The sequence below is a fragment of the Plantactinospora sp. WMMC1484 genome, from assembly GCF_049315195.1.
GTDB lineage: Bacteria > Actinomycetota > Actinomycetes > Mycobacteriales > Micromonosporaceae > Plantactinospora.
This window is the reverse complement of sequence record NZ_CP186055.1, coordinates 4,723,312-4,749,009: the sequence shown is the minus strand read 5'-3', so window position 1 is coordinate 4,749,009 and position 25,698 is coordinate 4,723,312. Positions and strand designations below refer to the sequence as shown.

The window sequence follows — 25,698 nt, the reverse complement described above, 5'->3', positions numbered from 1 at the left end:
CGCGCAGTCACTGGTTTCGGTGACGATCCAGATCCTCGGCCACTTTCTCCAATATATCCACCTTTCCCAAATACGGCTCGGACGGCCGCGGCCAATGCACGACGAAATCCGTGATTCCGGCCTCGGCGAACCGGCCCGCCGCGTCGAAGAAGGCCGCCGACGACGCGAGGACACCGCCCACGGACGGGCCGCAGACCAGCAGCCGAGCCACCGTCGCCGGGTCGCGGCCGACTTCCACACAGGCTTTCTCGAGCGCTTCGACCTGCTGGCGGACGACGGGCAGTGCCTGTTCGTACGGCGCGCTCTCCAGCGAGTTGGGCACGCCCGTGGTCACCCAGTACGAGCCGTGGTCGGCCGCCAGGCGCATGCCGCGGGTACCCGCGGCGGCGATGGCGAACGGGACGCGGGGCTGCTGCTGGCACGGCGGATACGAGTGCACCTCGCTGGCGACGTAGTAGCGGCCGTCGAACGTGGTGACCGGCTGACGCAGGAGCAGGTCGGTGAGGCGCACGTACTCTACGAACCGCTCGGTCCGCTCACGCCGGCTCCACGCGGTCCGGCGGGTCATGGTGGCGTCGAAGCCCCCGGCACCGGCGCCGAGGCCGAGGATGAGCCGGCCGCCGCTGATGTCGTCGAGTGCGGCGACCTCCTTGGCCAGGTACACCGGGTGCCGCAGGTTGGGCGAGGCGACCAGAACGCCCAGCCCGATGCGTTCGGTCTGCACCGCCGCGGCCGTCAGTGTCGGGACGAAGGTGAACCAGTCCTTGGCGCGGAACGACCGCCAGTTCAGGTGGTCGTAGGTCCAGGCGTGGTCGAACCCCATCTGTTCGGCCCGGCGCCACTTTTCCCGCGCTGTCCGCCACCGGTCCTCCGGGACGATCTGGATGCCAAATCTCACGTGTCTCCCTCGTCCGTCCACCCCGGATCGATGTTGAAGTTGTACCGGAAGAGATTGTGCGGGTCGACGCGCCGCTTGAGCGCGACGAGGCGCCGCCATCGCCAGCCGTACGCCGCACGCACGTCGTCGGCACCCTCGTCGTTGAGGAAGTTGACGTACTGCCCGACGCCGTACGGTGCCATGGCTTCGCTGAAGTCCCGGACCCAGCCGATGTGGCGGTCCCGATCGGTGCGGTCGGGCTCCCACGCGCCGAAGATGTTGATGTCGTGGCCGGCGCCACGCGGCCCGAAGGCGGCGTCCTCGGCCGGTACCCGGCCGACCGCCCCGCCCATGTGGTAGATCGGCGAGGAGGAGAGCGGCGAGGTGATCCGGGAAGCGTGCGTGACGACGGTCGCGATGACCTCGTCGGTGAGCGGCCCGGTGTCCACCGACCGCCAGTAGTAGCGCTTGCCGGGCGGCGACGTGGCGTCGAACATCCGCTGCAGGTCCACATACGGCATCGGCGCCACCGTGTCGAGCACCGGCCGCCCGAACTCCCGCAGCGGGCGCAGGAAGGACTGTCCCTGGGCGATGCCGCCCGACCAGCACACGACGACGGCCACGATCGGCAGCCCGTGCAGGTGCGCGGAGACGGCCGCGATCGGCGGGCAGAGCCGGAGGTTGACGATAGTGCCGAGGACGTCCGGGGCATCGACGATCAGGTCGCGGTAGTTGGCCAGCACGGACGGCGCGTCGTCCAGCGGGTAGGCGAGCATACCGGCCAGGACGGTCGGACCCACCTCGTGCAGGCGCAGACCGAATCGTACGACGGCTCCGAAGTTGCCGCCGCCACCACGCAGGCCCCACAGCAGCTCGGGGTCGGTGCTCGCGTTCACCGTGACGAGGCGGCCGTCGGCGGTCACCAGCTCCGCCTCGACCAGGTTGTCCACGGTGAGCCCGCAACGGCGCATCAGGTGACCGATCCCGCCGCCGAGGGTGAGCCCGCCGACGCCGGTCTCGCTGTGGATGCCGCCGGTCGTGGCCAGGCCGTGGGCCTGGGTGACCGGGTCGACGTCCTGCCACAGCGCTCCGCCCTGGACGTGCACCATTCGGCGCTCCGGGTCCACCGTGACCGCGCGCATGCGGGACAGGTCGACGACCAGGCCGTCGTCGCAGAGCCCTTTGCCGGCAACGCTGTGGCCGCCGCCGCGCACCGCGATGGGCAGTCCCCGGTCGGCGGCGAACGTGACGGCCGCCGACACGTCCGCCGCGTCCGCGCAGCGCGCGATCATCGGGGGACGCCGGTCGATATCCGCGTTCCAGACCGCGCGGACCTGGTCGTAATGCGGGTCCGCCGGGGTGATCAGGTCGCCGCGCAGCGCGTCAGCGAGCTTCTCCGTTTCGCCCATCGTCCGCGTGTCCAAAGCGGTCCTCCGGTTGTTGTCCTACGGTAACGGGAATCCTGGTCTGCGGTGCAGGGCCGGTCCCTTCGCGGCGGATCGTCGCGGCCACGTCGCGCAACGTCCCGTCCAGCAGCTTGGTCAGGTCGGGCGCGACCCGCAGGGTCGCCTGGCACTCGTCGCGCAGCCGCAGTGTGAGCAGAGAATGGCCGCCGAGCTGCGCGAACGTGTCCAGCATGCTGATCGACGACCGACCCAGGACCCGCCGGTAGATCTCGACCAGGGCCGCTTCCAGCTCGTCGGCGGGGGGCACGCCCGTACGCTCGCGCTCGGTCACGTCCTGCCAGATCTTGATCAGCTGGTTCTGGTCCAGCTTGCCGTTCACGGTCGCCGGGATGCGATCCACGGGCACGACCCGCTCGGGCCGCATCTGGCGGGGCAGCCCGCCGGCGAGGTCTAAAATCGCCGCGGTGTCCAGGTCCACGGTGCAGATTCCGCTGGCCGGAACGACGAAGGCCAGCAGGCGCAGCGGCTTCCCGTGTGCGATCACCACGCAGTCGCCGACGGAGGGGTGCGCGGCCAGCACCGACTCGACCTCACCGGGCTCGATCCGCAGTCCACGGATCTTGACTTGCCGGTCGATCCGGCCCAGGTGATCCAGCGTGCCGTCCTCGCGAAGCCGGCAGAGGTCACCGGTGCGGTACATCCGGGATCCCGGCGGCCCGTAGGGATCGGCGACGAACCGCTCCGCGGTCCTGCCCGGCTGCCCCCAGTAGCCGTCCGCCAAGCCGACGACGCCGCTGATGTACGCCTCCCCGGGCGTGCCGACCGGAACGAGATCGAGGTTGGAGTCCAGCACGGTCACCCGGAAATTGTCGGCGGGGCGGCCGACCGGGACGAACGAGCCGTCCCAGTCCGGCGCGATGATGTTGTCGGTGACCGGGCCGGCCTCGGTCGGCCCGAAGGCGTTGACGAGGTGGCTGCCGGGCAGCGCGGCGTAGAAGGTCTTCGGGATCCGCGGGCTCATCGACTCACCGCCGCACACCACCCACCGCAGCGCGTCGGCCCCGCCCCCGGACATCTCGTCCAGGAAGGCCGGCATCAGCGTCGTCACCACGAAGATCATCGACACGTCGTACTCGCGGACGAGCCGGGCGAGGTGCCGCGGATCGCGCTCGCCGCCGGGGCGGCAGATCACCACGCGGGCCCCGTGGTAGAGGGGCCAGAAAATCTCCCAGATGTGCACGTCGAAGCCGGCGTAGGTCTTGTACAGGGCCGTGTCGCCGAGGTGAAACGGGTACTCGCGCTGCATCCAGAAGACGTTGGCCAGGGTGCCGGGCGTGCGGGAGACCACGCCCTTGGGGCGGCCGGTGGTCCCCGACGTGTAGAGGATGTGGATCGGCTCGGCGGTGGCGCCGTCGTCGAGCGGGTCCGTCGCGGGACGGTCGGACCAGACCCGCTCGGCGTGGACGTTGTGAATCTGCCAGAGACCGTCCGGTAGGCGGCCGCGACAGGCCGGGTCGGTCAGCACGTGGCGAGGAGCCGAGTCCGCCAGCATCAGGGCGATGCGCTGGTCCGGCAGGTCGGCGTCGAGGGGAACGTAGGTGGCGCCGGTCTTGACCGCGGCGTAGAACGCGACAACCTGGTGGATGCCGCGCTGCAGGAAGATGGCCAGCCGGGTGCCGGGACCGGCGCCCCGCTCGCGCAGGTGGTGGGCCAACCGGTTCGCGCGCTCGTTCAACTGCCGGTAGGTGACGGTGTTTCCGTCCTCGTCCTGCAGAGCGACCGCGTCCGGGGTCCGTTCCACCTGCTCCTGGAACGGTTCGGCCATGGTGCGGTACCGGAAGGTCGGGTCGCGCTGCGGGTTGAGGCCGTGCAGGATCCGTTCGCGTTCCTCGGCGCCGACCAGGGGATGCTCGCGCATCTGCAGGTCGGGGTCGTTGGCCACGCCGGCCAACAACTGCAGGAAGGCGTGCGCCCAGGCCTGCGCGGACGGGAGGTCGGATGAGTCCGTCATGGCCTCGACATACAGGTGCCGGCCGGCCCGGGAGATCAGGATCGTCACCGCGACCGCAGGGTCGCCGGCGTCCGGTGCGGTGGTGTCGCCGGCCGCGGTGGTGTCGCCGGCCCCTCGGGCCTGCCGGAGCGCCTCGTTGAAGCTCAGGGACGGATCGGGGGCGCTTGCCGAGACGATCGCTTCGAGCGCCCCCCGGGTGATCCGGACGCGGCACCCGCTGCCCGGGCGCGGCAGCCGTCGGGCCAGCACACCGACGCAGATGGACAAGGTGACGAAGTCGTCCACCCCGGCGGCCGTGGCCAGGGAGTGCAGCCTGCCCATCATGCCGTCCGGCACGGTGACCGGCCCGATGCAGTCCGATGCGGACAGATAGCCGGTCACCGCGCGCTGCCTTCGAGAAGCCCGCAGGCGTAGAACCCCGGTGCCAGCGACTGCGCCAGGTACACCTCGCCGGGCTGGATGCCGAACCGGTCGTGGTAGTCGACCAGGTTGATCATCCAGTCGGCGTTGCCACAGTGCCCGTACGTGGCGAGCGTGTCGGCGAAGTGCAGCGTGTCCGGGTGCAGGCCGACCGACGTCGCGTTGAACAACGTCAGCGGCTTGTGCAGGTTGGCCGCGAACACCTTGGCTATCTGCGCCTGCCGCCGGCCACCGGCGCGGAGCACCGCCGACAGCGTCCGGTCGGCCACCCCCTTCCGCGAAATGAACGAATCGCGGCCGCGCAACCCGTCCGGATCCACCTTGACCGCGGACGAGACCAGCCGCAGTAGCCCCGGATCGTTCCGGGTCAGCAGGCAGCTGACCGCGGCGTCACCGAACATGGCGTACGAGCGCACCCGATCGCGGTCGTCCGGCATGAAATCCACGGCGACCACGACCACGTGCGTCACCTCCGGATCGGCGAACAGCCGTTCGCCGTGCCACAGGGCGGTCAGCGAGCTGCAACACCGCTGGTAGGACACGACGTGTGGGACGCAGTGCTCCATTCCCATGTCGAGCAGCACGCGGCTGGCGAAGTCCGACGGCAACAGGGCGAGCGTGGGGTCGCTGGTGGCGAACACCAGGTGGTCGATGTCCGCCGCGGTGGCGCCGGCGTCGCGCAGCGTCTGGCGCACGGCGTCCACGACGTAGCCCTCCACCGGGCCCGACATTCGCCGGTACGTCGTACACCCCATCTCGGTGAAGTCGGTGCCGAAGCACACGGTCTCCCACAGGGCCTCGAAGTCGGGGATGTTCTCCGGCTTGCATTCCACATCGCCGAAGGCGCACGCGAACGAGCCGATGCCGATGTTTTCGTGATCCGGGATCATGGTTCCTTCGATCGGCAGAGGGACGAGGACTATGCCAGCCCCGCGGGGTGGAACGTCAGGGCCGAGCGGGTTCGACAGCGCTCTCGTCGATCTCGCGGAGCACGGAGAGGATGCCGTCGACGTCGTTGAGCCGCGGGACCCATTCCGGGCGGAGCGTGACGGTGCCGTTCGTGTACTTCTTGATGTAGTTCAACAGCACCGTGATCATGTTGAGCGAGCTGATGCCCAACTCCTGCCGCGTCGTTGCCCGCGCGACCTGCTCGTACGTGAGGCCGGCGCCCACGGGTTGAGTCGCGAGAAACTCGGCGAACTTGTGGCGGTAGTCGTCAGTGCCCATTGTTCTCGACCTTCGGGAAGGGGAAGCCGTTGAGGTTGTTCTCGTAGATCCGGTTGTGCCCGTACGCGTCCTCGCCGGACACCATCACGCAGCCGTGCTTGTCGAGGCTGATCGAGTCGCCGAAACCGGAGAGGCGGTCGATGTGCTCGTAGACCCGCACGGACGGCGAGACGTAGCGCGACGCCATGCCGACGCGCTTGCTGGTGCTGGTGTTGGGGTACGAGCCGTGGATGCACTTGGCCAGGAAGATGACGAACTGGCCGGGCTTGAGTTCCATGTCGACGATCTCGTGCGAGTTCGGATCCCAGTCCTTGTCGAGCTTGAGTTCGGAGTAGTCGTAGCCGAAGAAGTCGTGGGACTTGCTTTCCACGTTGCGGGTCATCGGCTTGGTCTCGTCGTAGTACCACTGCTTGTGGGTGCCCGGCAGGAAGCGCAGGCATCCGTGCGCCTTGTCCGCCTCGGAGAAAGCCGTCCAGACAGTCAGCTCCTGCGTGGCCTCCTTGGACTCCTCCGTGTACCGCAGCGAGGGGTACGAAACGGTCTCCGACTCGAACACGGTGAACGCCTCAACCTGGTGGAAGCCTGTTCCCGTGTCGCCGGGCTCCTTCTCGAAGATGTGCGTCTTCCAGCACATGATGTCGTTGCCCATGAGGCTGCGGAGCTTGTGGACGATCGCCGGTTGAGCGATGTGCCGGGACAGCGCGTTGCAGTCGAGGTGGCGGTCGTAGTTGATGATCGTCGACTCGTGCGGCTTGTTCTCCGAGGTAACCATTTCGATCATGGCCTGGCTCCAGATCAGCGGAGCCTCTTCCTCCGTGTAGAGGTCGAACGGCCCCAGGAACCCGTTTTCCTTGAAGAAGTCCACCTGCTCAGCCGTCAGCCCTTGGGACGCCGTCTGGATACCGCTTTCAGCCACCTTGATTTCCTTCCCTCATGATGCCTGTACTGGCCGGACTGAGAGCCTCGGGTCGGTCCGCGCCGGCGAAGGCCACTCGGACGCCAGTTGAGCCAACCGTAGGCGGCGTTGACGGCGCGGTCCTGTCACAGGAACCGGGGTCCCCCGCAGTTCATATCTCCTCGTACCCCATCCGCCGGGCGATCGCGGTGCTTATCGCCGCGGCCAGCTGGTCGGCGTGCTCCTCGTCGAACAGGCTCAGGTGGTTTCCCTTGATCTCCACGGTGTTCACCTCGGCGGCAAAGGCCGACCAGCCGCGGTCGCCGTCCAGGTACCCGGCCGGGAACGGCGGCGCGTCGGCAGGCAGCGGGTCGCTCGCGCGCAGCAGGTCCACCTCGGCCGGGTAGTACTCAGGCCGGTAGTCCAGGAACGCCGCCCGGTTGCGCTCGACCGTCGCGGTCAGGTTGGCCACCGCCGCCGCGCCAGCGCCAGCGCCAGCGCCCTCCAGACGCAGCACGTCGAGCTCCAGGACCGAACGACGGACCTGGGCGGCGTCCTCCGCGGAGGACATGAACGAGGGCGGTGCCCAGGTGTCCAGCAGCAGGGTCGCGGCGACCCGGTCGCCGCGACGCAGCCAGTGGCGGGCCATCTCCAGCGCCACGCCGCCGCCCATCGACCAGCCGGCGACCACGACCGGGGCGACGCCGCGGACCGCGTCGACCGCCTCCACGTATCGGGCCGCGATCTGTTCTACCGACGCCGGTGGGTCGTCCGGCAGCGACTGCAGCGCGTACACCGCGAACTCCCGCCCCAGCCGCTTGGCCACCTCGTAGAACGGCAGAACCGAACCGCTCGCGGCGTGCACGAGGACCACCAGTGGCGCACCCGGGCTCTCGGCCAGGCTCACCAACGGGCCCGCCTCCACCGGCGAGGCCGGCATCGCGCCCAGCGTCGCCGCCAACGCCCGGACCGTCGGGCCGGTGAACACGTCCTGGACGGTCGGTCGCAGCCCGAGCTCGCTCGCGCACTCCTCGATCAGCTTGAAGACCAGCAGCGAGTGGCCCCCCATGTTGAAGAAGCTCTCGGTGACACGGACCGAGTCCCGGCGCAGGATCCGGCTGAATATCGTGGCCAGCCGCGCCTCCAAGGCGGTCTCGGGTACGCCCGCGTCATCGGCCCCGTCGGCGTCCGCGTCGCGGACCCGGAGGTCGAGCAGCGCGGCCACGTCGATCTCGCCAGGACCGGTCCGGGGGAGGTCGTCCACCACCGAGACGGTCGCCGGCACCAGGTAGTCGGGCAGCCGTTTCGCGGCACCGTCGTGCAGCGTCCTGCCGGACAGCTCCCGATCGTCGTCCGGCACCACGAAGGCGGCGAGGCCACCGTCCGGCGCCGCGGTCACGACAGCCCGCCACACGCCGTCCTGGTCGGTGAAGGCCGCCTCGATGTCGGCCGGATCGACGCGCAGGCCGTGGATCCGGATCTGCCGGTCGATCGGCCCGAGGTGCTCCAGCACGCCGTCGTCGCGGTACCGGCACAGTTCGCCGGTGCGGAACATGCGGGCGCCGGGCGTGCCGAACGGATCCGCCACGAACCCGGCCGCGGTCAGCGCCGGCCGCCGGTGGTACCCGCGAGCCAGACCGATCCCGCCGACGTAGAGCTCGCCGGCCACACCGACGGGTACCGGCGACAGCGCCTCGTCCAGGACCCGCAGGGTGTGGCCGGCGGCGGGGCGGCCGTTCTCGGTGACCCGGCCGGTTTCGGCCAGCCCGTAACCGGTGACGACCTCGCCCGGGAAGCCGGCCACGTCTGGCGCCATCGACGGCACGACCGACAGCGTCGTGACGCCGTACTCGTCGACGAACTCCGGCAGCCGCCGCAGGTCGCTGCGCACCTCCGGCGGGCAGATCGCGACCGTCGCGCCCTGGGACAGCGGCCAGAAGCAGCGCTCGGGCGTCTCCAGGAGCACGACGTCGCCCGGACCGAGCGGATGGTCGCGCCGCAGCTGCTCCAGCTCGGCCAGCGCGCCCTCGACCGGGTAGGCGACCGCCACCACCTGGCCGGCGGCGCCCGCCAGGTAGCGCAGGTGCACCAGGTCGGCCCCGGCCGCTTCGGCCGGCAGGTCGTCCGCGGACGCGCCGGCCCACTGCCCGGAACACGCGAACGAGAGCACCTGCCACGATCCGGCCGGCACCCGGCCCGCCGTCGCCGCGTCGGTGATCACCACCGCCGGGGCGGCGTCATCCAGCATCGCCTCGCACCGGTCGTCGTCCGGGTCGAGTGACACGTACGGGACGCCGGCCTTGACCGCGGCGAGCAGCGCGACGATCTCGTCGTTGCCCGGGGAAAGGTACAGTGCCACGACGGTGCGCGGCCCGGCTCCGGTCTCGCGCAGCGTCCGTGCCAGCCGGTTGGCCCGGGCGTTCAACTCGGCATAGCTGACCCGCCCCTGGCCACCGCGCAACGCGATCGCGTCCGGAGCGCGGCGGACCTGCTCCTCGAACGGGTGCGCCAGTGTGCGGTACGCGACCTCCGGCCGCGTGTCCCGGTCGCGCCCGTGCAGGATCCGGTGCTGTTCGGCCGGCGTCAGCAGCGGCAGCTCGAACGCGCGCGCGTCCGGCCGCTCGGCGGCCGCGCCCACCAGGCCGACGAGGACGTCCGCGAACCGGAGCGCGGTCCGCCGCTCGAACAGGTCGGCCGAGTACACGATGAGGCCGCTGAGGCCGTCGCCCTCCGTGGCCAGGCTCAGGGCCAGATCCCACATCGAGGAGTTCGTGTCCAGCTCCACGCCGAGATCGGCCGTCCCGCCCGCGCCGGCACCCGACTGCTGGAGGTTGACCATGGTCTGGAACACCTGGTGCACCCCGGCGAGCCGGGGCAGTCCCAGCTCGGCCACCACCCGGTCGTACGGCACGGCCTGGTGGTCGTGGGCCTCCAGGAGGGTGTCGTGCACCTGCCGGACGACATCGCGGAACGTCGGGTCGCCGGACAGGTCGGTGCGCAGCGGCACCGACCTCACGAAGCAGCCCACGATCGACTCGGCGACCTCCTGGTCCCGGCCGGCCAGCGGTGCGCCGACGAGAACGTCCCGCTGCCCCGACATCCGGGCCAGAAACAGCTTGTACGCGGCCAGGACCACGACGAACAGGGTGACCCCCTCGTCCGCCGCCAGCCGCTGCAACCGCGCCAGCAGGGGGCCGGGGACGGTAACCGGCACGGTGTGTCCGTCGCGGCTGGATGCGGCCGGCCGGGGGTGATCCCTCGGCAGGTCGAGCACCGGTAGCTCACCGGCCAGCTTGTCCGTCCAGTAGGACAGGTCGCGCTGGATCGCCGCCTCGTCGGTGTGCTCGCGTTCCCAGGCCACGTAGTCGAGGAAGCCGACCGGCGGGGGCGGATCGAGCGGCCGGCCCGCCAGCAGCGTGTCCAACTCCTGGACGACGCGCAGCCGGGACAGCCCGTCGGCGACCAGGTGGTGGAAGTTGGTCGTCAGCATGATGCGGTCGCCGGGCAACGCGAATCCGATGATCTGGAAGAAGCACGGCTCGTCGAGCGGGAACGGCCGCTGGACGGCCCGGTTGCTGATCTCGGTGGCCTGTGCCGCCGCCTCGTCCGCCGGAAGATGCCGCAGGTCGTGCCAGGTCACCGGCGGCTCGATCGGGCCGCAGTCCTGCTGCATCGGCACACCGTCGCGCTCGAACATCCGCACCCGCAGGATGTCGTGCCGGGCCATCAGCTGCGCCGTGGCGGCGCGCAACGTCGCGAAGTCCAGCGCCTGCTCCATGATCCGCACGTCCGGGATGCTGTACTCCGTGCTGTCCGGATAGCGCCGGCAGGAGAACCAGATCCGCGCCTGCGGCGGGTTGAGCGGCACGGCGGTACCCGGCGGCACCGGGGCGATGCGCTGGGCTTCGACCGCTGTGGCCCGCTCGCGCAGCAACCTCATGAGCAGTCGCTGCTTGTCCCCGTCCAGCGTGGTCATCGAGTCACCCCTCCCGGGTCGCCGAGCCGCTCGGCGACGTCGTCGTCGGACAGCACGGCCAGCTCGGCGAGCAGCGACTTCTCCAGGTACGCGGCGACGCCGGCGATCGTTGGCACGTCGAAGAACTGCCGGACGGTGATCGAGACCCCGAACCGGGTCTTGATCCGGTGCAGCATCTGCACGGCCGAAAGCGAGGTGCCGCCAGCGGCGAAGAAGTTCCGGTTGCGACCGATCTGCTTGACCCGCAGCAGCTCGCGCCACACCTCGGCGATCTCCGCCTCGATCAGTGAGGTGACCTCCGAGACACCGCTGCGGGCCTCCCGGTCCCGGGTGGTCGGAGCGGGCAGCGCCTGCCGGTCCACCTTGCCGGAGGGCGTCAGGGGCAGGGCGTCGAGCTTCACGTACACCGCCGGCAGCAGGTACTGGGACAGGTACCCGGCGGCGTACTCGGCCACCTCGGAGATGTCCGCGTCCGGGCCGACCAGGTAGGCCACGATCTCCTTGACGCCGGGCTGATCCTCCCGGATCGCCACGACCGTTCGCTCGACCGCCGGGTGGCTGCCCACCACCGCCTCGATCTCGCCGGGCTCCACCCGTACGCCCCGGACCTTGGCCTGGCCGTCCGCCCGGCCGGCGTAGTGCAGCAGGCCGTCGCCGTCGCGGCTGGCGAGGTCGCCGGTGCGGTACAGCCGCTCCCCCGGTACCACCGGGCGAGGATGCGGCAGGAACCGTTGCGCCGTCAGCTGTGGCTGGCCCAGGTAACCGCGGGCCAGGCCGTCCACGCCGGCGACGTACAGCTCGCCGACCACACCCGGGGGCACCGGCCGCAGCGCCTCGTCCAGCACGTACAGCCGGTAGCCGTTGACCGCCCGTCCCATCGGCACACCGCCGCCGGCCGGCCAGGACCGCCCGGTCCAGAGCGCGACCTCGGAGGTCTCGGTCTGGCCGTAGGCATTGTGCAGGTCGACGTCGAAGTGGGTGGCGAACCGCTCCAGCAGCGCCGCGGGTACCGCCTCACCGGAGGTCTGCACGCAGCCCAGGTCCGGGTACCCGGTGGGTGGCACGGTGGCCAGATACGTGTCCAACATGGATGGCACGAAGTGGGCCAGTACCGCGCCCGGCTCGGCGAGCAGCTCGGCCAGGTACGGCACGTCCGTCTCCGACTTCGCCTCGGCCAGCCGCACCGTGGCACCGGCGGCGAGCGTCGCGAAGATCTCCCAGATCGCGACGTCGAAGATCAGTGGTGTCTTGTGCACCACCTGCTGGCCGGGGCGAAGCGCGTACCGCCTGGCGATCCATTCCACTCTGGACGCCGCGCAGCCGTGATCGATGACCACGCCTTTGGGGCGGCCGGTGGACCCTGACGTGTAGTAGACGAAGGCCGTGTTCCGCGGGTGGATCGGGACGCTGCCGTCCGCCGGGCCGGGCGGCGCGACGGGATCGACGACCGGCAGGCCCTCCAGCCCGGCCGGCGGCGGCCCGGCGCTGATCACCGCGGCCATCGCGCAGTCGTCGGCGATCCAGCGCAGGCGCTCGGCCGGGTAGTCGACGTCCAGCGGCACGAAGCCGGCACCGGCCCGGAGCACCCCGAGCAGCGCCGCGACCGACTCCACCGAGCGCGGGACGCAGACGCCGACCAGGGACTCCGGCCCGACGCCGGCAGCCGCAAGCGCGGTCGCCACCGCCTCGGCCCGGGCGTCCAGCTCGGCGTAGCTGACGGCGGTTGTCCCGGCCCGCACGGCGACCGCGGCCGGGTCACGGGCCAGTGCCGCGTGGTAGCCGTCGTGCAGCAGCGTGCCGGCGGCGCGACGGTCCTCGTGGCTGGCGTTGATCGCGGCCAGTTGGGCTTCGGCCGCGTCGGCCGGGAGCAGCGGCAGCTCGGCCAGCCGGGCCGACGGGTCGGCCAGCGTGGACCGCAGGAGTGTGGTCAGGGCGTCCTGCCAGTGCTGGGCAGAGGTGCGGTCGAAGCGGCGGGTGGCGTACTCGACCTCGCCGGCGATCGTCCCGCCGTCCAGCCGCAGCGTGCAGGTGAGCGCGACCTTGGCGGTACCGGAGTGGACAAGCTGCTCGGTGATTCGCAGGCCGTCGATCTCGCCGCCGCCGTCGACCGGGGTGGACTGCAGCACGAACATGGTCTGGAAGACCGGGTTCTGGGCGGCGTCCCCGCCCCGGGAGAGGTTGCCGACCATCTCGGTGAACGGCAGGTCCTGCCGGGACAGCGCCTCGGCCAGCGCGGCGTCGGTCCGCTCGACCAGTTCCCGGAAGCGCATCCCGGGGGTGAACCGCATCCGCAGCGGGACGGTGTTGACCAGGTAGCCGACCAGGTCCTCGGTCCCCGGGCGGGCCCGACCGGCAACCGGCACGCCGACGACCACGTCGTCGACACCACCGCTCATCCGGTGCAGGGTGCCGAGAAAGCCGGCGAGCAGCACACCGAAGGGCGTCGAGCCGCAGGCGCGGGCGACCCGGTCCACCTCAGCCACGCCGACACCGGCGAATGTGAGCGGGAGTGAGAAGCCGGCGTGGCCTTGCGCCCCGGTCGGCCGGCCGGGTTCGGCCACCGGCGCCTGGCCGTCGAGCCGCTCGGCCCAGTACCGGCGCTGCTCGGCCGCCTCCGGCGAGCCCAGCCAGCGCTCCTGCCAGGCCACGTAGTCGGCGTACCCCACCGTCGGCGCCGGTAGCCGGCGGCCCTGGTAAAGGGCGGCGAACTCCCGCCAGAACACCCCGAGCGACCAGGCGTCGAAGGCGCTGTGGTGCACGTCGAGCAGCCACAGATGCTCCTGGTCACCCACCCGGTAGCAGGACGAGCGCAGCAGAGGGCCTTCGCAGAGGTCGAAGGGGCGGGCCGCGTCGACCTCGGCACGGCGGGTGGCGGCGGCGCGGTCGGCGACGGTGGTGACCTCGGTGCGGACCGGTGCCGGCGGCCGGAGCCGGGACCAGACCTCGCCGCCGCGTTCGGTGAGGGTGGTCCGCAGCGTCTCGTGCCGCTCGACCAGTGCGGTGAGTGCCGCGTCCATCCGCTCGAGGTCGAGCGGACCCGTGATCCAGTACCCGAGGGGTACCGCGTATGACGCGGCGCCGTGGTGCAGTTGGTCCAGATACCAGAGCGCGGCCTGGCCCCGCGAGGCCGGACGCCATTCGCCGTGCTCGCCGGCCGGGACGACTCCGGCGGCGTGGTCACGCCGGTGGGTGCCCGCCGTGACCAGCTCGGCGAGGCCGGTGACGGTCGGCGCGGCGCGCAGCTGGTTGAACGTCAGTGCCACCCCGGTGACCTGGGCGACCCGGCTCAGCAGTTGCAGCCCGCGCAGGGAGTCGCCGCCGGCCGCGAAGAAGTCCTCGTCGGCGCCGGCCGGCCGGCCGAGCACGTCGGTGACGAGCCGCGCAACGGTCTCCTCCACAGTGGACGGCATCGGTTCGGCGGCGTGGTCGGCGACGGGCGGTGCCGGTGGCGGCGGCAGCTCTGCGGGCAGCACTTTTCCGTTGAGCGCGGACCGCGGGATCCGGTCCAGCCAGACGACGGCCTGCGGAACCATGACGGCGGGCAGCCGGTCGGCCAACTCGGCTCGGAGCGCGGCGTCCGACGCCGCGGTGTACTCCCCTTCGACGTATGCGATCAGGCGGGCGCCGGAGACCGGGTCCTCGGCGGCGACCACGACAGCGTCACGCACGCCGGCGCAGGCCCGCACCGCGTTCTCCACCTGGCCGGGCTCGACCCTGAACCCCCGGATCTTGACCTGGCGGTCGGATCGGCCGAGGAACTGGAGATTTCCGTCCGGCAGCAGGCTGGCCCGGTCCCCGGTGTGGTACATCCGTGCGCCGGGCGGCCCGAACGGGTCCGGCCGGAACCGGTCGGCGGTCTTGTCCGGCGCACCCAGATAGCCGCGGGCCAGCCCGGAGCCGGCGATCCACACGTCCCCCGGTTCGCCGTCGGCCACCGGCGCCAGCGTCTCGTCGAGCAGCCGCACCGCCGTTTCCGGCAGCGGACGTCCGATCGGGACGAGTCCGACGTCGGGCAGGTTGGCCGGGTCCGGGTGGTAGGTCGTACAGCTGATCGTGGTCTCGGTGGGCCCGTAGTCGGCGACGAAGCCCACCGGCCGCGGACCGACGACATTCAGCCACGCCGCGAGCTTGTCCATCCGCAACTTGTCACCGCCGATGAACGCCAAACGCAGGCGCTCGGGTAGTGACACGATCCCGGCGGCCAGGTCGTCGACCCACTGGTGCCAGTAGTTGCTGGGCAGGCTCACCATCGTCGCCTCGCGGGCCGTCATCAGTTCGGTCAGCTCGACGCTGGTGGGACGGGGGGTGTCCGGCAGGACAACCGCCGCGCCGGCCAGCCACGCCGGCAGCACCTCCTCCAGCGAGGCGTCGACATGCATCGAGGTGAACTGCATGAACCGGTCGGTCGGCCGGAGGTCCAGCTCCGCCCGGATCGCCGTGGCGTGCCCGACGAGGCTGGCATGCGAGACCCCGACGGGCTTGGGCCGGCCGGTGGAGCCGGAGGTGAAGATGCAGTACGCGAGATTGTCGGGCCACATCGCCGGCGTCGGGCGGCTGGCCGGGACCTCGCCCGCCAGCTCGTCCAGGTCGATCACGGAGAATCCGGAGCCATCGAACCGCCGCTCCGGCCCGCCGCGCAGCACGAACCGCACCTCGGCGTCGGCCAGCATCCCGGCCACCAGCTTGGCGGGCAGCGCGGCGTCGAGCGGGACGTAGACGCCGCCGGCCTTCCACACGGCCAGCAGCGTCACCAGCCAGCGGTCGGACTGCTCGACGGCCACCCCGACCCGGACCTCGGGCCGTACGCCGCGCGCGGCTAGTCGCCCGGCCAGCGCGTCGGCCCGATCGTCGAGCTGGCGAAAGCTCAGCACGCCGGTGCCGGTGACGACCGCCGCCGCGTCGGGCGTACGCACCGCCTGAGCCTCGATCAAGTGGTGCACGCAAAGATCGGACATCGATCGCCTACCTCCGCATATGTGTCGGGAATTGGGTGCGCGGGATCAGGCGACCGCGCTGTCGACGGTGGCGCGGCGCCAGCTCTGGTACAGGCCGGCGTAGACGCCATCCGCGACGACCAGCTCGTCGTGCCGGCCGCGTTCGACCAGCCGGCCGCCGTCGAGCACGATCACCTCGTCGGCGTGGACGGCGACGGCCAGCCGGTGGGCGACGGTCAGCGACGTTCGCCCCGCCGTCAGGCGGCGCAACGCCTCGATGAGGGTCAGCTCGATCCGCGGGTCCACGGCCGAGGTCGCCTCGTCGAGGATGAGGCAGGCTGGGTCGGCCAGGTGCGCCCGGGCCAGGGCGACCAGCTGCCGCTCGCCGGCGGACAGGCTCTCCCCGCGCTGCCCGACCGGGGTGTCAAGGCCCTGCGGCAGGCCGGCGAGGAAATCCGCCGCTCCCAACTCGTGGAAGGTCTGCGCGACCTCGTCGCGGGTGGCGGACGGCCGTCCGTACCGGACGTTCTCCTCCACGGTGGTGTCGAACAGGAACGGCTCCTGCGGCACGACCACCAGGCGGGAGCGCAGCGACTCGGTCGCGATCCGCCGCACGTCGATGCCGCCGATCAGGATGCTGCCCCGGTCTGGATCGGCCAGCCGGGCGATCAGCTTGGCCAGCGTCGTCTTGCCCGATCCGGTGGCGCCGACGAGCACGACCTGACGGCCGGCCGGCACCTCGAACGACACGTCGGTCAGAGCCACGCCGGCGCCCGGGTAGCCGAAGGTGACGTTCTTTACGACCACCGCCGGTGGGCTGGCCGGCAGCTGCCGGCCGTCGACCGGCTCCGGGACGTCCTCGGCGATGTCCAGCAGGGCCAGCACCCGGCGCCAGCCGGCGACCGCGTTCTGCGTGAAGTCGAGGATCTGGGTGAACTCGGTGATCGGCGCCAGGAACAGGGTGACGAGCAGGATGAACGCGACCAGCTCGCCCGCGCTGTGCCCGCTCGACGGGCCGATCGCCAGTCCGACCGCGACGACGCCGACCACGATGATCACGGCGAACAGGTCGGCGAGGGAGAACAGTACGCTGCCGAGGTTTCCGGCACGGATCTTCGCGTCCCGCCACCGGTGGATGGCCCTCGTCGTGCGTCGGAGACTGGGCGCCGTGATGCCGTATGCGCGGATGACGGGCGCGCCCTGGATCGCCTCCGAGGTCACCGTGAGCAGGTCGGCGACCCGGACCCGGACCGCGGAGTGGGCGGCGCCGAGGCGACTGGCGATCACCCTGATCAGCAGGATCAGCGGCACGGTCAGCGCCACCGTGACAAGTGTCAGCCACAGGTCGTAGTAGGCCATGCCGGCGAAAGCCGCCAGCATGATGGCGCCGTTGACCACCCAGGCGATCCCGCCCCACTGCAGGAACACGCTGAGGGTCTCCACGTCGGAGGTGACCCGGGACACCAGCTTCCCCCTCGTCTCGGCCGAGTGGTACGCCACGCTGAGCCGGTGTACGTGGGTGAAGGCGCGCACCCGCAGGCCGAACAGTGCGCGTTCGCTGGCGATCGCGAGGCGCAGCAGGCTGGCCCAGTTGGCCAGGCCGGTGGCCGCCACCGCCACCGCCGCCAGCGCCCCCAGGCCGAGCAGGTGGCCGGTGTCGAGATGGCCGATGCTCAGCCCCTGGTCGATGAGCTGCTGGATGAGGATCGGTACGGCCAGCCGCCCGACCCCGCCCAACAGCGCGAGGGCGATCGTCACGGCCAGGCCGTCTCTGATCTCCGGGATGGTGGCGAGCCCGCGACGTACCACCGCGAACGTCGACCCGGTCACGCTCTCGGCCGCTGCCGGAACCGCGGTCATGGTGAGCCCACCTTTCGCGTGCCCTCGTCGCCGGGCACACCCTGCTCTCGCTCGTAGGCCCGGATCAGCCGGTCGTAGCTGTCGATCCGCAGCAGGTCCGGGTGGGCACCGACGCCGGCCACCCGGCCGCGGTCGAGGTAGACGACCGCGTCGGCGAGGGCCAGCGTCGCCGCGCTGCTGGTGACCACGATCGTGGTGGTGGACGGCAGGCCGGTGGCGAGGCCGCTCATGATTTCCTGCCGGGTGGTGGCGTCGACGGCGGACGTCGCCTCGTCCAGCAGCAGCACCCGCGGCCGGCGCACCAGCGCCCGAGCCAGCGCGATACGTTGCCGCTCACCCCCGGACAGCGTCACGCCGCGCTCGCCGACCCAGGTCGCCAGGCCGTCCGGCTGGCCTTCCACCAGAGCGGTGGCCCGGGCCAGGCGCAACGCCTCGTCCAGCCGCCCCCGGTCGCGGTCCGCGCGGGTGGACTCGAAGTCCAGCAGGACGTTCTCGGCCAGCGTGCCGGCGAACAGGAACGGTTCCTGGAAGACCGCCGCGCACGCCGCCGCCCGGTCGGCCGCGGCGACCCGGTACAGGTCGACCCCGTTCAGCAGCACGGTGCCGCTGGTGGGTGGCAGCAGGCCGGCCAGGGTGAGCAGGAGCGTGCTCTTGCCCGAGCCGGTGCTTCCGGTGATCGCGACCGTCGCTCCGGCGGGGACGTCGAAGCTCACCTCGGAAAGGACCGCCGGGCCGTCCCCGTAGGCGAACCTCAGATCGCGTACGTGCAGCCCGAGCGGGCCGTCCGGCAGCGGCAGCGGCTCGTCGAGCGCCGACGGCGGTGTCTCGCGCAGGACCTTCTGGACCCGGTCGTACCCGGCCAGCGAGCGCGGCACCGCGCCGAGCACGTTGCCGATCGTGCGCACCGGCACGACCAGCAGCGCGAACAGGTTGACGAAGCTGACCAGAGTGCCGACCGTGATCGCGTCGCTGCTCACCCGCCACGCCCCGACCAGCACGATGACCAGCGACGTTGCCATCGGTACCAGCTCGAACAGCGTGTCCAGCATCGTCTCGCGGACGGCCAGGGCGATCTTGGCGTCGCGCAGCCGGCCGGACTCGGCGGCGAACCGGTCCCGCTCGGCGCGACCCAGGCCGAGCGTCTTGACCAGAAACGCGCCGTCGACGCTCTCGTGGGCGACCGCGGTCACCCGGCCCAGCCGCTCCTGGGCCTCGGTGGCGGGCGCCTCCACGCGCTTCTGGTAGATGGAGTTGACCAGCAGCAGCGCCGGGATCATGGCGCCGCCGACCAGGGCCAGGATCGGGTCCACCGCCAGCGTCCAGCCGGCCGCGATCACAAACAGCAGGGACATGCCGAGCACCAGCGGCATCCGGGCCGGCAGCTCCGCGGCCGCCTCCGGGTCGGTGGTGACGTGCGCCAGCTTCTCGCCGGTCGGATGGGCCTGGTGGTACGCCATCGGCAGCTCGTCGTATCGCGCGACCACCGCCCTGCGCAAGGTGGCGTCGAAGCGGGCCCGGGTCGCGGTGGTGGCCCATCGCTGGACCAGCAGCGCCGCGCCCTGCGCCATGCCGATCGCGAGCACCACCAGGACCACCGCGAGCGCGGTGCCGGTGGCCACCCGGCCGTCCTCGAACCTGGGTATCACCACCCGGTTGACCAGTTCGCCGAGCGCGACGGACCAGGCGACCAGCCCTCCGCCGTACAGCAGCGCACCGGCCAGCCCCGCGCTCATCGGCCCCGGATGGGCCCGGAAGGCGGCGAGCAGCAGCACCCGCGATCGGCGGACGAGGTCGGGCCGCGCGGCTGTTCTCTGCTCCGCCATGGGCACCTTCCTGGGTTCTCGTTCGTCGGCGTGCCGCTCGGAAACGCGCGGCACGCCGACAATGTCCGGACAGGACGTCCAGCTCAGAAGTATGAGCGCAGCACGCCCCGGCGGCGGACATCCGTCGTGGCACAGTGGAACGAGCCGCCGAAACTGTTGAAGTGCCGGAACGGGCACAGGATCGGTGTGATGTCCCAGCTCTCGGCCAACCGCTGCATCGGCAGATCCTCTGCCTCGACGAGCATGTGGGTCTCGTCCAGCATGACGACGTTCATGTTGATCCACTTACTGGTCATGTACATCGGATGGCCGTCCGGGATGACCGGATCCGGCGCCCGACGCACCTCCCAGTCCTTGAACTGGCTCGGCACCTCGACCACCCGGTACGGATGGATCAGCAGCTTGCCGGGCGCGAGCGGCATCAGACTCGCGTCGATGTGCATGGGATGGTCGTCGGCCAGCTCGACCACGTGCACCTGGTACTCGTCGCCGATCTCCCGGCGCAACCACTCGATGCCCATCATGTTCGTCACATGGCTGCGCTGCACGAAAAGGTCCTGGCCGCACCGGATGAGGTCGGCCGCGTCGAAGGTCGGCTCGAACTCGGTGATCACCGACCGGAACGGCTCGCCGTCCGGCTGGTCGGTCCACCCCTGGACGTACAGCTCGTCGCTGAGTTCCGGGCGCGGGCCGGCGCTCCACCGGGCGCCGGCCCGGAAGTACTCCTTCAGCAGGGGCCGGAAGGCGGAGCTGGCGAAGTACCGGGACCGCCACGCCATCGGCGCCTCGATGATCCGGTCACCGACCACGAGGAGCAGGTCGCGGGGCATCGCGTCGTACAGCCCCGTGCTGGTCCAGCCCGGCGCGCCGTACGGGCGGCCGTGGTCGCGTGGCTCGGGCCGGCGGACCCGCACGCCCTCGTTCTCCAGGATCTCGACGAGCTGGTCCAACTCGTCGCGTGCGGCGGCGATCTCGTCGGCGGGGAACGGTTGTCCGGCCCGTTCCCGGAACACCGCGCGCTGGGCCGGCGACAGCGGCGCGGCGGTCGCGATGTCGTACGGCGGGAAGTGCGCGCCGTCGACAATGCCGACGATCACCTCCTCCAGCGGATCCCACTCGTTGTAGCAGCTGACCGGGGATCCGGTCGCCTCCTCTGACTCAGCCACTGTGTCCTCCGGTCGTATCGTCAGCGGTGGTCGCTCATGGCAGCCCGCAGGCTGGCCGGCCGCATGTCGGTCCACAGCTCGCTGATGCGCGCGAGGCAGCCCTCCCGGGGCGCCGGCTCGCCGACCGGCTCCCATCCGGCCGGTACCGGCTGGCCCGCCCGCCAGATCGAGTACTGCTCCTCATCGTTTCGCACGATCACGTACAGCTCGTCGGTGTCGGTCATGACTGCCTCTCGCTTTCGGTCCGGGCCACGCGCGGCTCCGGGGACGGGGAGTACCGGCCGTGCAGCGACTCGATTTCCAGCTCCACACCGACGGCAGGCCCGCTGGCCGCGGGATCGAGCCGCGCCAGGTGCGCCGCGATCCGGTCCCGGTCGGTCACCAGCCGCGCGCACCCGCGGACGTCGACGGACATCGGGTTTCCGGCGGGTGCCGTCTGCGGCTGGAACATCACCAGCGCCCTGCCGCCGTCCAGCAGCGGCAGCTGCGGATCGGCCGGACCGAGCACGCCGAACAGCACCCCGTGGCGGCCACGGCCACGATCCAGCACCAGCGGCAGCCGGGTGGCGACCGGAAACTGGCCCGGGCCGGCACTGACCAGCGTGCCGGTCCCGCACCGGTCGATCAGCGCCACCAGCGTCGCGGCGTCCGACACGGCCTCGGGTCGCGCCGACGCTACCGCGCGGGCCAGCGACCCACCGTCCTTGGTGATGGCGGTGATGATCTGCTTGGACCGGAACGGCAGCAGCGACAGCAGCGTGTCACCGAGCCCGTGTGTCGCCTCGGCGAAGCCCTGCACGTACAGGCCGCAGGTCAGCTCACCGGTGGTACGCACGCGGTGGTCTCGGGACACCACCGGCCGGCCCGCCCCGTCGGTGTCCACATAGGGCAGCACCTCGCGGTACATCACCGGATCCAGCTCACGCCGGTAGCCGGTGGCCAGCACCAGGACGTCGGCGCGCAACGTGCGCATCCCGCCGCCGAAACGGTCTTCGACCCCGATCCGCACGCCCGTGTCGTCGGCCGCCGCCCGGGTCAGTCGGGAGCCGTCGTGCACCACGAGCCGGGTGCGGCCACGGACCTCGTCGGCGTAGACCAGGCGGTACAGGTCGTCCAGGAAACCGGCCTCCACCACGCCGTAGTTGGTGGACCGCAGGCTGGCGGCGTAGTCGCGCCGGTTCGCCTCGTTGCGGTAGTAGAACTCGTCGGCGTTGGCTTCGAAGAACTGCTCGTTCGCGAACGGGTTGTTGTCGGTGGCGCGCAGCGAGTACCCGGGCAGGATCAGGTGGACGCGGGCGTTGCGGTACCGGTCCAGCAGGTAGTGGGTTATCTCGCCGGCGCTCTGCCCGTCGCCGGTGACCGCGAACTCCCACTGCCGGTCGTGGTCGGTCAACGTACCGGGGACCGTGGACAGGAACGCGCTGGAGTGCACCACGGTCGGGCCGAGCGTCACCGCGTCCGGCACGCGGGGCACGCCGCCGAGCGCGTGCACCAGGTTCCGGGCGTGGTATTCGACGGCGTCACCGGTCGCGAGGTCGGTCACGGTCACCCGAAACAGCGACAGACCACCGTCCTCGTCGCGTGCCGGGGTCACCGCGCGCACGTCCGAGCGGTAGCGCACCACGCCGGCGAACTGCCCGGCGACCCACCGCAGGTAATCCTGGAACTCCAGCCGGGTCGGCCGGAACTCGGCCAGGTTCACGAACTTCTCCAGCCGCCCCTTGGCCTTCTCGTACTGCAGGAAGGTGAACGGGCTGGCGAGGTTACGCAGGGACACCAGATCCTTGAGGAAGGAGATCTGCATCCGCGCGCCGTCGATGAGCATGCCCTCGTGCCAGCGAGTGTCCGGGTTGCGCTCCAGAAACAGGCAGCTGCGATCCGGCGCGATCTCCTGAGCGGCGATCACGAGCGCGATGTTCGACGGTCCGAAGCCCAGTCCGATCACGTCGTACGGGTCGTCCGGCGTGCCGAGTTTCCTCACGTACCGCTCCCTCCTCGGCCGCCAGCCCGCCTCATCCGACGACCTGGGGCGCTGACGAGCGGGCGACGACCCGACCGGTGTCCAGGAAGCCGACCATCGCCGGCACCGGGGATACCACGCGGCCAGCCTCGTCGAGCCGCTGCTGATACTGCGCCGCGACCTCGGGGAGTCGGCTCCAGTGCGTCGCGGGGCGCAGATGGTGCTCCTGGTGGTACCCGTCGTTGAAGGTCAGCCGGTTGTACAACCGGCCGTAGTGACTCACCGAGTTGGCGTACCGGCTGTCCGGCTCGGCGCCGAAGTGCCGGTAGTAGTTCTGGATGTTGACCAGGGTGAAGGCGACCGCCACCGCCGGCAGGTAGCAGATCAGCAGCCACTGCCAGGACAGCACGGCGAGGAGCCCGGTGACGGCCACCTGCGCGAGCCGGTCGTAGCGGACCCGGGCCAGCTCGGCCGCGCGTCGGCCCGGATGCCGGGTGGCCAGTCCGCGCAGCGTGGTCTCCCGCGGGCCGACCGCGCACAGCCGGCGCAGGGACGCCCAGGTTCCGGCGTAGTCCTGGATCGACGCGGCGAGGCTGAAGACCAGGTACCGCCACAGTGGTGCGTGCTCCTCGTCCCGGCTGTAGCGGTAGGTGGAGCTGAGGTCCTCGGTGGTCCCCGCACGCTTGCGGTCGTTGTTGTACCGGTGGTGGTTGCGCACGTGGCTGAGGTGGTACGCCTGCACCGACTGGGCGATGTTCGCCGAGCTGATCATCGACACGACCGTGTTCAACCGGTCGTTGGTGAACCAGGGCTGGTGCACGAACAGGTGCGTCACCACGATCAACGAGTACGTCATCATGGCGGTGACCAGAAGCGCTGATCCGAGGCGCCACCACAGCCCGTCCGGCGTCAGTGCGGCGAGCGCCATCGTGCCGGCGAACTGCGCGAGACAGATCCCGAGCAGGATGGCGTCCACCGGGCTGTTGCGCCACAGTCGCCGAGGCTTGCCGTCGACCATTTCACTGCACCTCTCCTGGGTACTCATCGACGAGGCCCGGGGCACACCCGCGGGGCTGCCGTCGGCGGGCAGGATCCGTCGGGCGGTTCTACCCGGGAGGATGCCGCTCGTCGCTCGTGACCGTCCGATCGACCGTATTCAGCGCGGGACCCACCAGCGCAGTCACGTGAACCGGCGACGCGGCCGCCGGTGCGATCGACCGGTCCGCGGGCAGCGTCGATCGCGGGTCACCCCAGCCGGGCACCCGGTGATCGCCGCCCGGTCAGGACCGCTTGTAGATCAACTCGGTGATGGTCGCCTGGCGCGCGCTGGCGAACGACTCCTCGCTGCCGATGAGGACGAACCCGTTGCGTTCCAGCACCCGGACGGACCCGAGGTTGTCCTCGGCGACCCGGCCGTAGACCGGACGCACGGTCACCTCCTCCAGCAGGCCCGCGAGGGCCGCGGTGGCCACGCCCCGGCCCCACCAGTCCTTGCGGATCCAGTAGGTGACCTCGGTGTCTCCCTCGATCGGAAAGGCGGCCGCGCTGCCGACGATCTCACCGCCGATCTCGACGACCTTCGTGACGATCGCGTCGTCGACCAGGATCTTCTGAAACTTCCGCACGTAGGCGTCACGATCGAGGGCGGTCTTGTCGTCGACGAAGGCCGCCAGGTACCGCGCGGTGTCGTCGAGCTGGATCTCGAACATCGTCGGCAGATCGTCTTCGCGAAGATCCCGCAACGCGACCGCTCCGCCCGCGTCTTCTGTCACCGCGGCCCCCAAAGATCGACAGAACAACCGATCGTGCCAGTCAAGAGAACATGTGACGGTAGCACGCCAGCGATCCCGCGGAAGGGATGCGCCTCGCCGGCGCGGACACGACACGGACCCGTTTTACGGGACGCGGCGCCGCGATGGCGCGGCGCTAGTTTCGGAGCAGGAATTCGGGCCGGTCTGCCTTACACCGCCGTGCACCGCGACCCGCCGTGCGAAGCCGACGTCACATGGAAACGGTGACCAGCGAAGGAGGGCCCACCGTGGTGCGGCACAGCGAGTTGTTGACGCCCCAGACGGCCGACTATCTCGCTTTCCTGGATCGCGAAAAAATGGTCTATCTCCCCTACCTGATGTATTTCAACCGGCCGAACTTCCGGTCCACCGCCATCAACACCGACCAGTTCGGATTTCGGATGTCGCACGGTCCGGACGGGCGGGCGTCCGTTGGCGACCACCGGCTCGACGGACCGGTCCGGCTACTCGTGGGCGGGTCGGGGGTGCTGGGCTACGGCGCCACAAGCGACGCGGCCACGCTGCCGTCCCGACTCTGGACGAAGCACGCGCCGTCGCGGCCCTGGCTCAACTTTGGCGCTCCGTACTTCAACTCCACTCAGGAGCTGATCCTGTTCATGCTCTACCGGCACCTGCTTCCGCCGGTAGACGAGATCGTCCTCTTCAGCGGCTTCAACAACCTCGTCATGGCGCAGCTCAACCACCTGCCGCTGCACGGCCAGGGCGCGTTCTTCTTCTGCAACGAGTACTTCGAGAAGATGCAGGAACTGCGTAAGCGGTACGCCAAGCCGGTCAAGGGTCCGCGGTGGCGGACCGGGCCGAAGTCGACGCCGGAGCCGGTTTCACCGTCTCAGCCGACGCCGGCGACCATGATCGAGGCCGCGGTCGAGCTCACGACGCGGCACCTGGACAGCTGGCTGGTGATGGCCGGCGCGACCAACGCCCGGGTCAGTTTCGTCCTGCAGCCGCTGGCGTCCTGGGTCCGGCAGGAGCCGGCCGACCAGGAGAAGCTGCTGTTCGACGAGTTCGACAGGTTCTCCGAGTACGGGACCTGGGAGGAGCGCTACGGCCTCGTCGGAAGCCGCGCCACCGGAGCCGCCTACGCGGCGGCGCTGGCCACGGCCTGCGCAGGGCGGGGCGTGCCGTTCGTCGACATGAACTCCCGGCTCGCGGCGGCGGTGACTGCCGAGGACTGGCTCTTCGTCGATCGCGGGCACTTCACCGACGACGGAAACGAGATCATGGCGGGACTGCTCGCCGAAAGTCTCGCGCTGTCGTGAGGCGAGGCACGTCGGCCAGCCGGCGAGGGGAGGTGATTCGCCGTGGCGTTTCTGCGCAGAGCGATAGCCAGGC

Annotated in this window: 16 protein-coding genes; 1 reads left to right on the top strand and 15 read right to left on the bottom strand. The window is 70.9% G+C overall.

Annotated features, from left to right (window positions below):
• Positions 1–7: 7 nt before the first annotated feature.
• From ACN28C_RS20755 to ACN28C_RS20685, 15 genes are all read right to left on the bottom strand, one after another.
• Positions 8–898 (bottom strand): LLM class flavin-dependent oxidoreductase, encoded by an 891-nt coding sequence (locus ACN28C_RS20755; RefSeq protein WP_422769202.1) that lies wholly within the window; start codon positions 896–898, stop codon positions 8–10.
• Positions 895–2,286 carry an FAD-binding oxidoreductase gene (locus ACN28C_RS20750; RefSeq protein WP_422769201.1) on the bottom strand — a complete coding sequence of 464 codons (1,392 nt, stop codon included), beginning with the start codon at positions 2,284–2,286 and terminating at the stop codon, positions 895–897. Before ACN28C_RS20750 ends, ACN28C_RS20755 begins: the two co-directional genes overlap by 4 nt.
• Positions 2,261–4,675, bottom strand: coding sequence for a non-ribosomal peptide synthetase (locus tag ACN28C_RS20745; protein WP_422769200.1), 2,415 nt, complete (start codon positions 4,673–4,675; stop codon positions 2,261–2,263). Before ACN28C_RS20745 ends, ACN28C_RS20750 begins: the two co-directional genes overlap by 26 nt.
• Complete coding sequence (locus ACN28C_RS20740; protein ID WP_422769199.1) at positions 4,672–5,604, bottom strand: hypothetical protein; 933 nt, start codon at positions 5,602–5,604, stop codon at positions 4,672–4,674. The genes ACN28C_RS20745 and ACN28C_RS20740 overlap by 4 nt, the downstream gene beginning before the upstream one ends.
• A 55-nt stretch (positions 5,605–5,659) precedes the next feature.
• Positions 5,660–5,941 (bottom strand): hypothetical protein, encoded by a 282-nt coding sequence (locus ACN28C_RS20735; protein WP_422769198.1) that lies wholly within the window; start codon positions 5,939–5,941, stop codon positions 5,660–5,662.
• Positions 5,931–6,857 carry a phytanoyl-CoA dioxygenase family protein gene (locus ACN28C_RS20730; RefSeq protein ID WP_422769197.1) on the bottom strand — a complete coding sequence of 309 codons (927 nt, stop codon included), beginning with the start codon at positions 6,855–6,857 and terminating at the stop codon, positions 5,931–5,933. Before ACN28C_RS20730 ends, ACN28C_RS20735 begins: the two co-directional genes overlap by 11 nt.
• Positions 6,858–7,008: 151 nt before the next feature.
• The gene (locus ACN28C_RS20725) at positions 7,009–10,812 is read right to left on the bottom strand and encodes a non-ribosomal peptide synthetase (protein ID WP_422769196.1); all 3,804 of its coding nucleotides are present in this window, start codon (positions 10,810–10,812) and stop codon (positions 7,009–7,011) included.
• Complete coding sequence (locus tag ACN28C_RS20720) at positions 10,809–15,752, bottom strand: amino acid adenylation domain-containing protein (protein ID WP_422769195.1); 4,944 nt, start codon at positions 15,750–15,752, stop codon at positions 10,809–10,811. The genes ACN28C_RS20725 and ACN28C_RS20720 overlap by 4 nt, the downstream gene beginning before the upstream one ends.
• Before the next feature lie 60 nt (positions 15,753–15,812).
• Complete coding sequence (locus tag ACN28C_RS20715; RefSeq protein ID WP_422769194.1) at positions 15,813–17,606, bottom strand: ABC transporter ATP-binding protein; 1,794 nt, start codon at positions 17,604–17,606, stop codon at positions 15,813–15,815.
• Positions 17,603–19,429 (bottom strand): ABC transporter ATP-binding protein, encoded by a 1,827-nt coding sequence (locus tag ACN28C_RS20710; protein WP_422769193.1) that lies wholly within the window; start codon positions 19,427–19,429, stop codon positions 17,603–17,605. Before ACN28C_RS20710 ends, ACN28C_RS20715 begins: the two co-directional genes overlap by 4 nt.
• A gap of 83 nt (positions 19,430–19,512) precedes the next feature.
• Entirely contained in the window at positions 19,513–20,595 is a 1,083-nt protein-coding gene (locus ACN28C_RS20705) for an amidinotransferase (RefSeq protein ID WP_422769192.1), read from the bottom strand.
• A 20-nt stretch (positions 20,596–20,615) separates the two neighbouring features.
• Positions 20,616–20,819, bottom strand: coding sequence for an MbtH family protein (locus ACN28C_RS20700; RefSeq protein WP_422769191.1), 204 nt, complete (start codon positions 20,817–20,819; stop codon positions 20,616–20,618).
• On the bottom strand, positions 20,816–22,576 hold the full coding sequence (locus tag ACN28C_RS20695) for a SidA/IucD/PvdA family monooxygenase (protein ID WP_422769190.1): 1,761 nt from the start codon (positions 22,574–22,576) through the stop codon (positions 20,816–20,818). Before ACN28C_RS20695 ends, ACN28C_RS20700 begins: the two co-directional genes overlap by 4 nt.
• Before the next feature lie 31 nt (positions 22,577–22,607).
• Positions 22,608–23,573, bottom strand: coding sequence for a fatty acid desaturase family protein (locus tag ACN28C_RS20690; RefSeq protein ID WP_422769189.1), 966 nt, complete (start codon positions 23,571–23,573; stop codon positions 22,608–22,610).
• A gap of 262 nt (positions 23,574–23,835) precedes the next feature.
• Complete coding sequence (locus ACN28C_RS20685) at positions 23,836–24,327, bottom strand: GNAT family N-acetyltransferase (RefSeq protein ID WP_422769188.1); 492 nt, start codon at positions 24,325–24,327, stop codon at positions 23,836–23,838.
• A gap of 242 nt (positions 24,328–24,569) precedes the next feature.
• Here ACN28C_RS20685 and ACN28C_RS20680 point away from each other — a divergent pair, with 242 nt between their 5' ends.
• Positions 24,570–25,625, top strand: a complete 1,056-nt coding sequence (locus ACN28C_RS20680; protein WP_422769187.1) for an Inducer of phenazine A — start codon at positions 24,570–24,572, stop codon at positions 25,623–25,625.
• Positions 25,626–25,698: the final 73 nt, after the last annotated feature.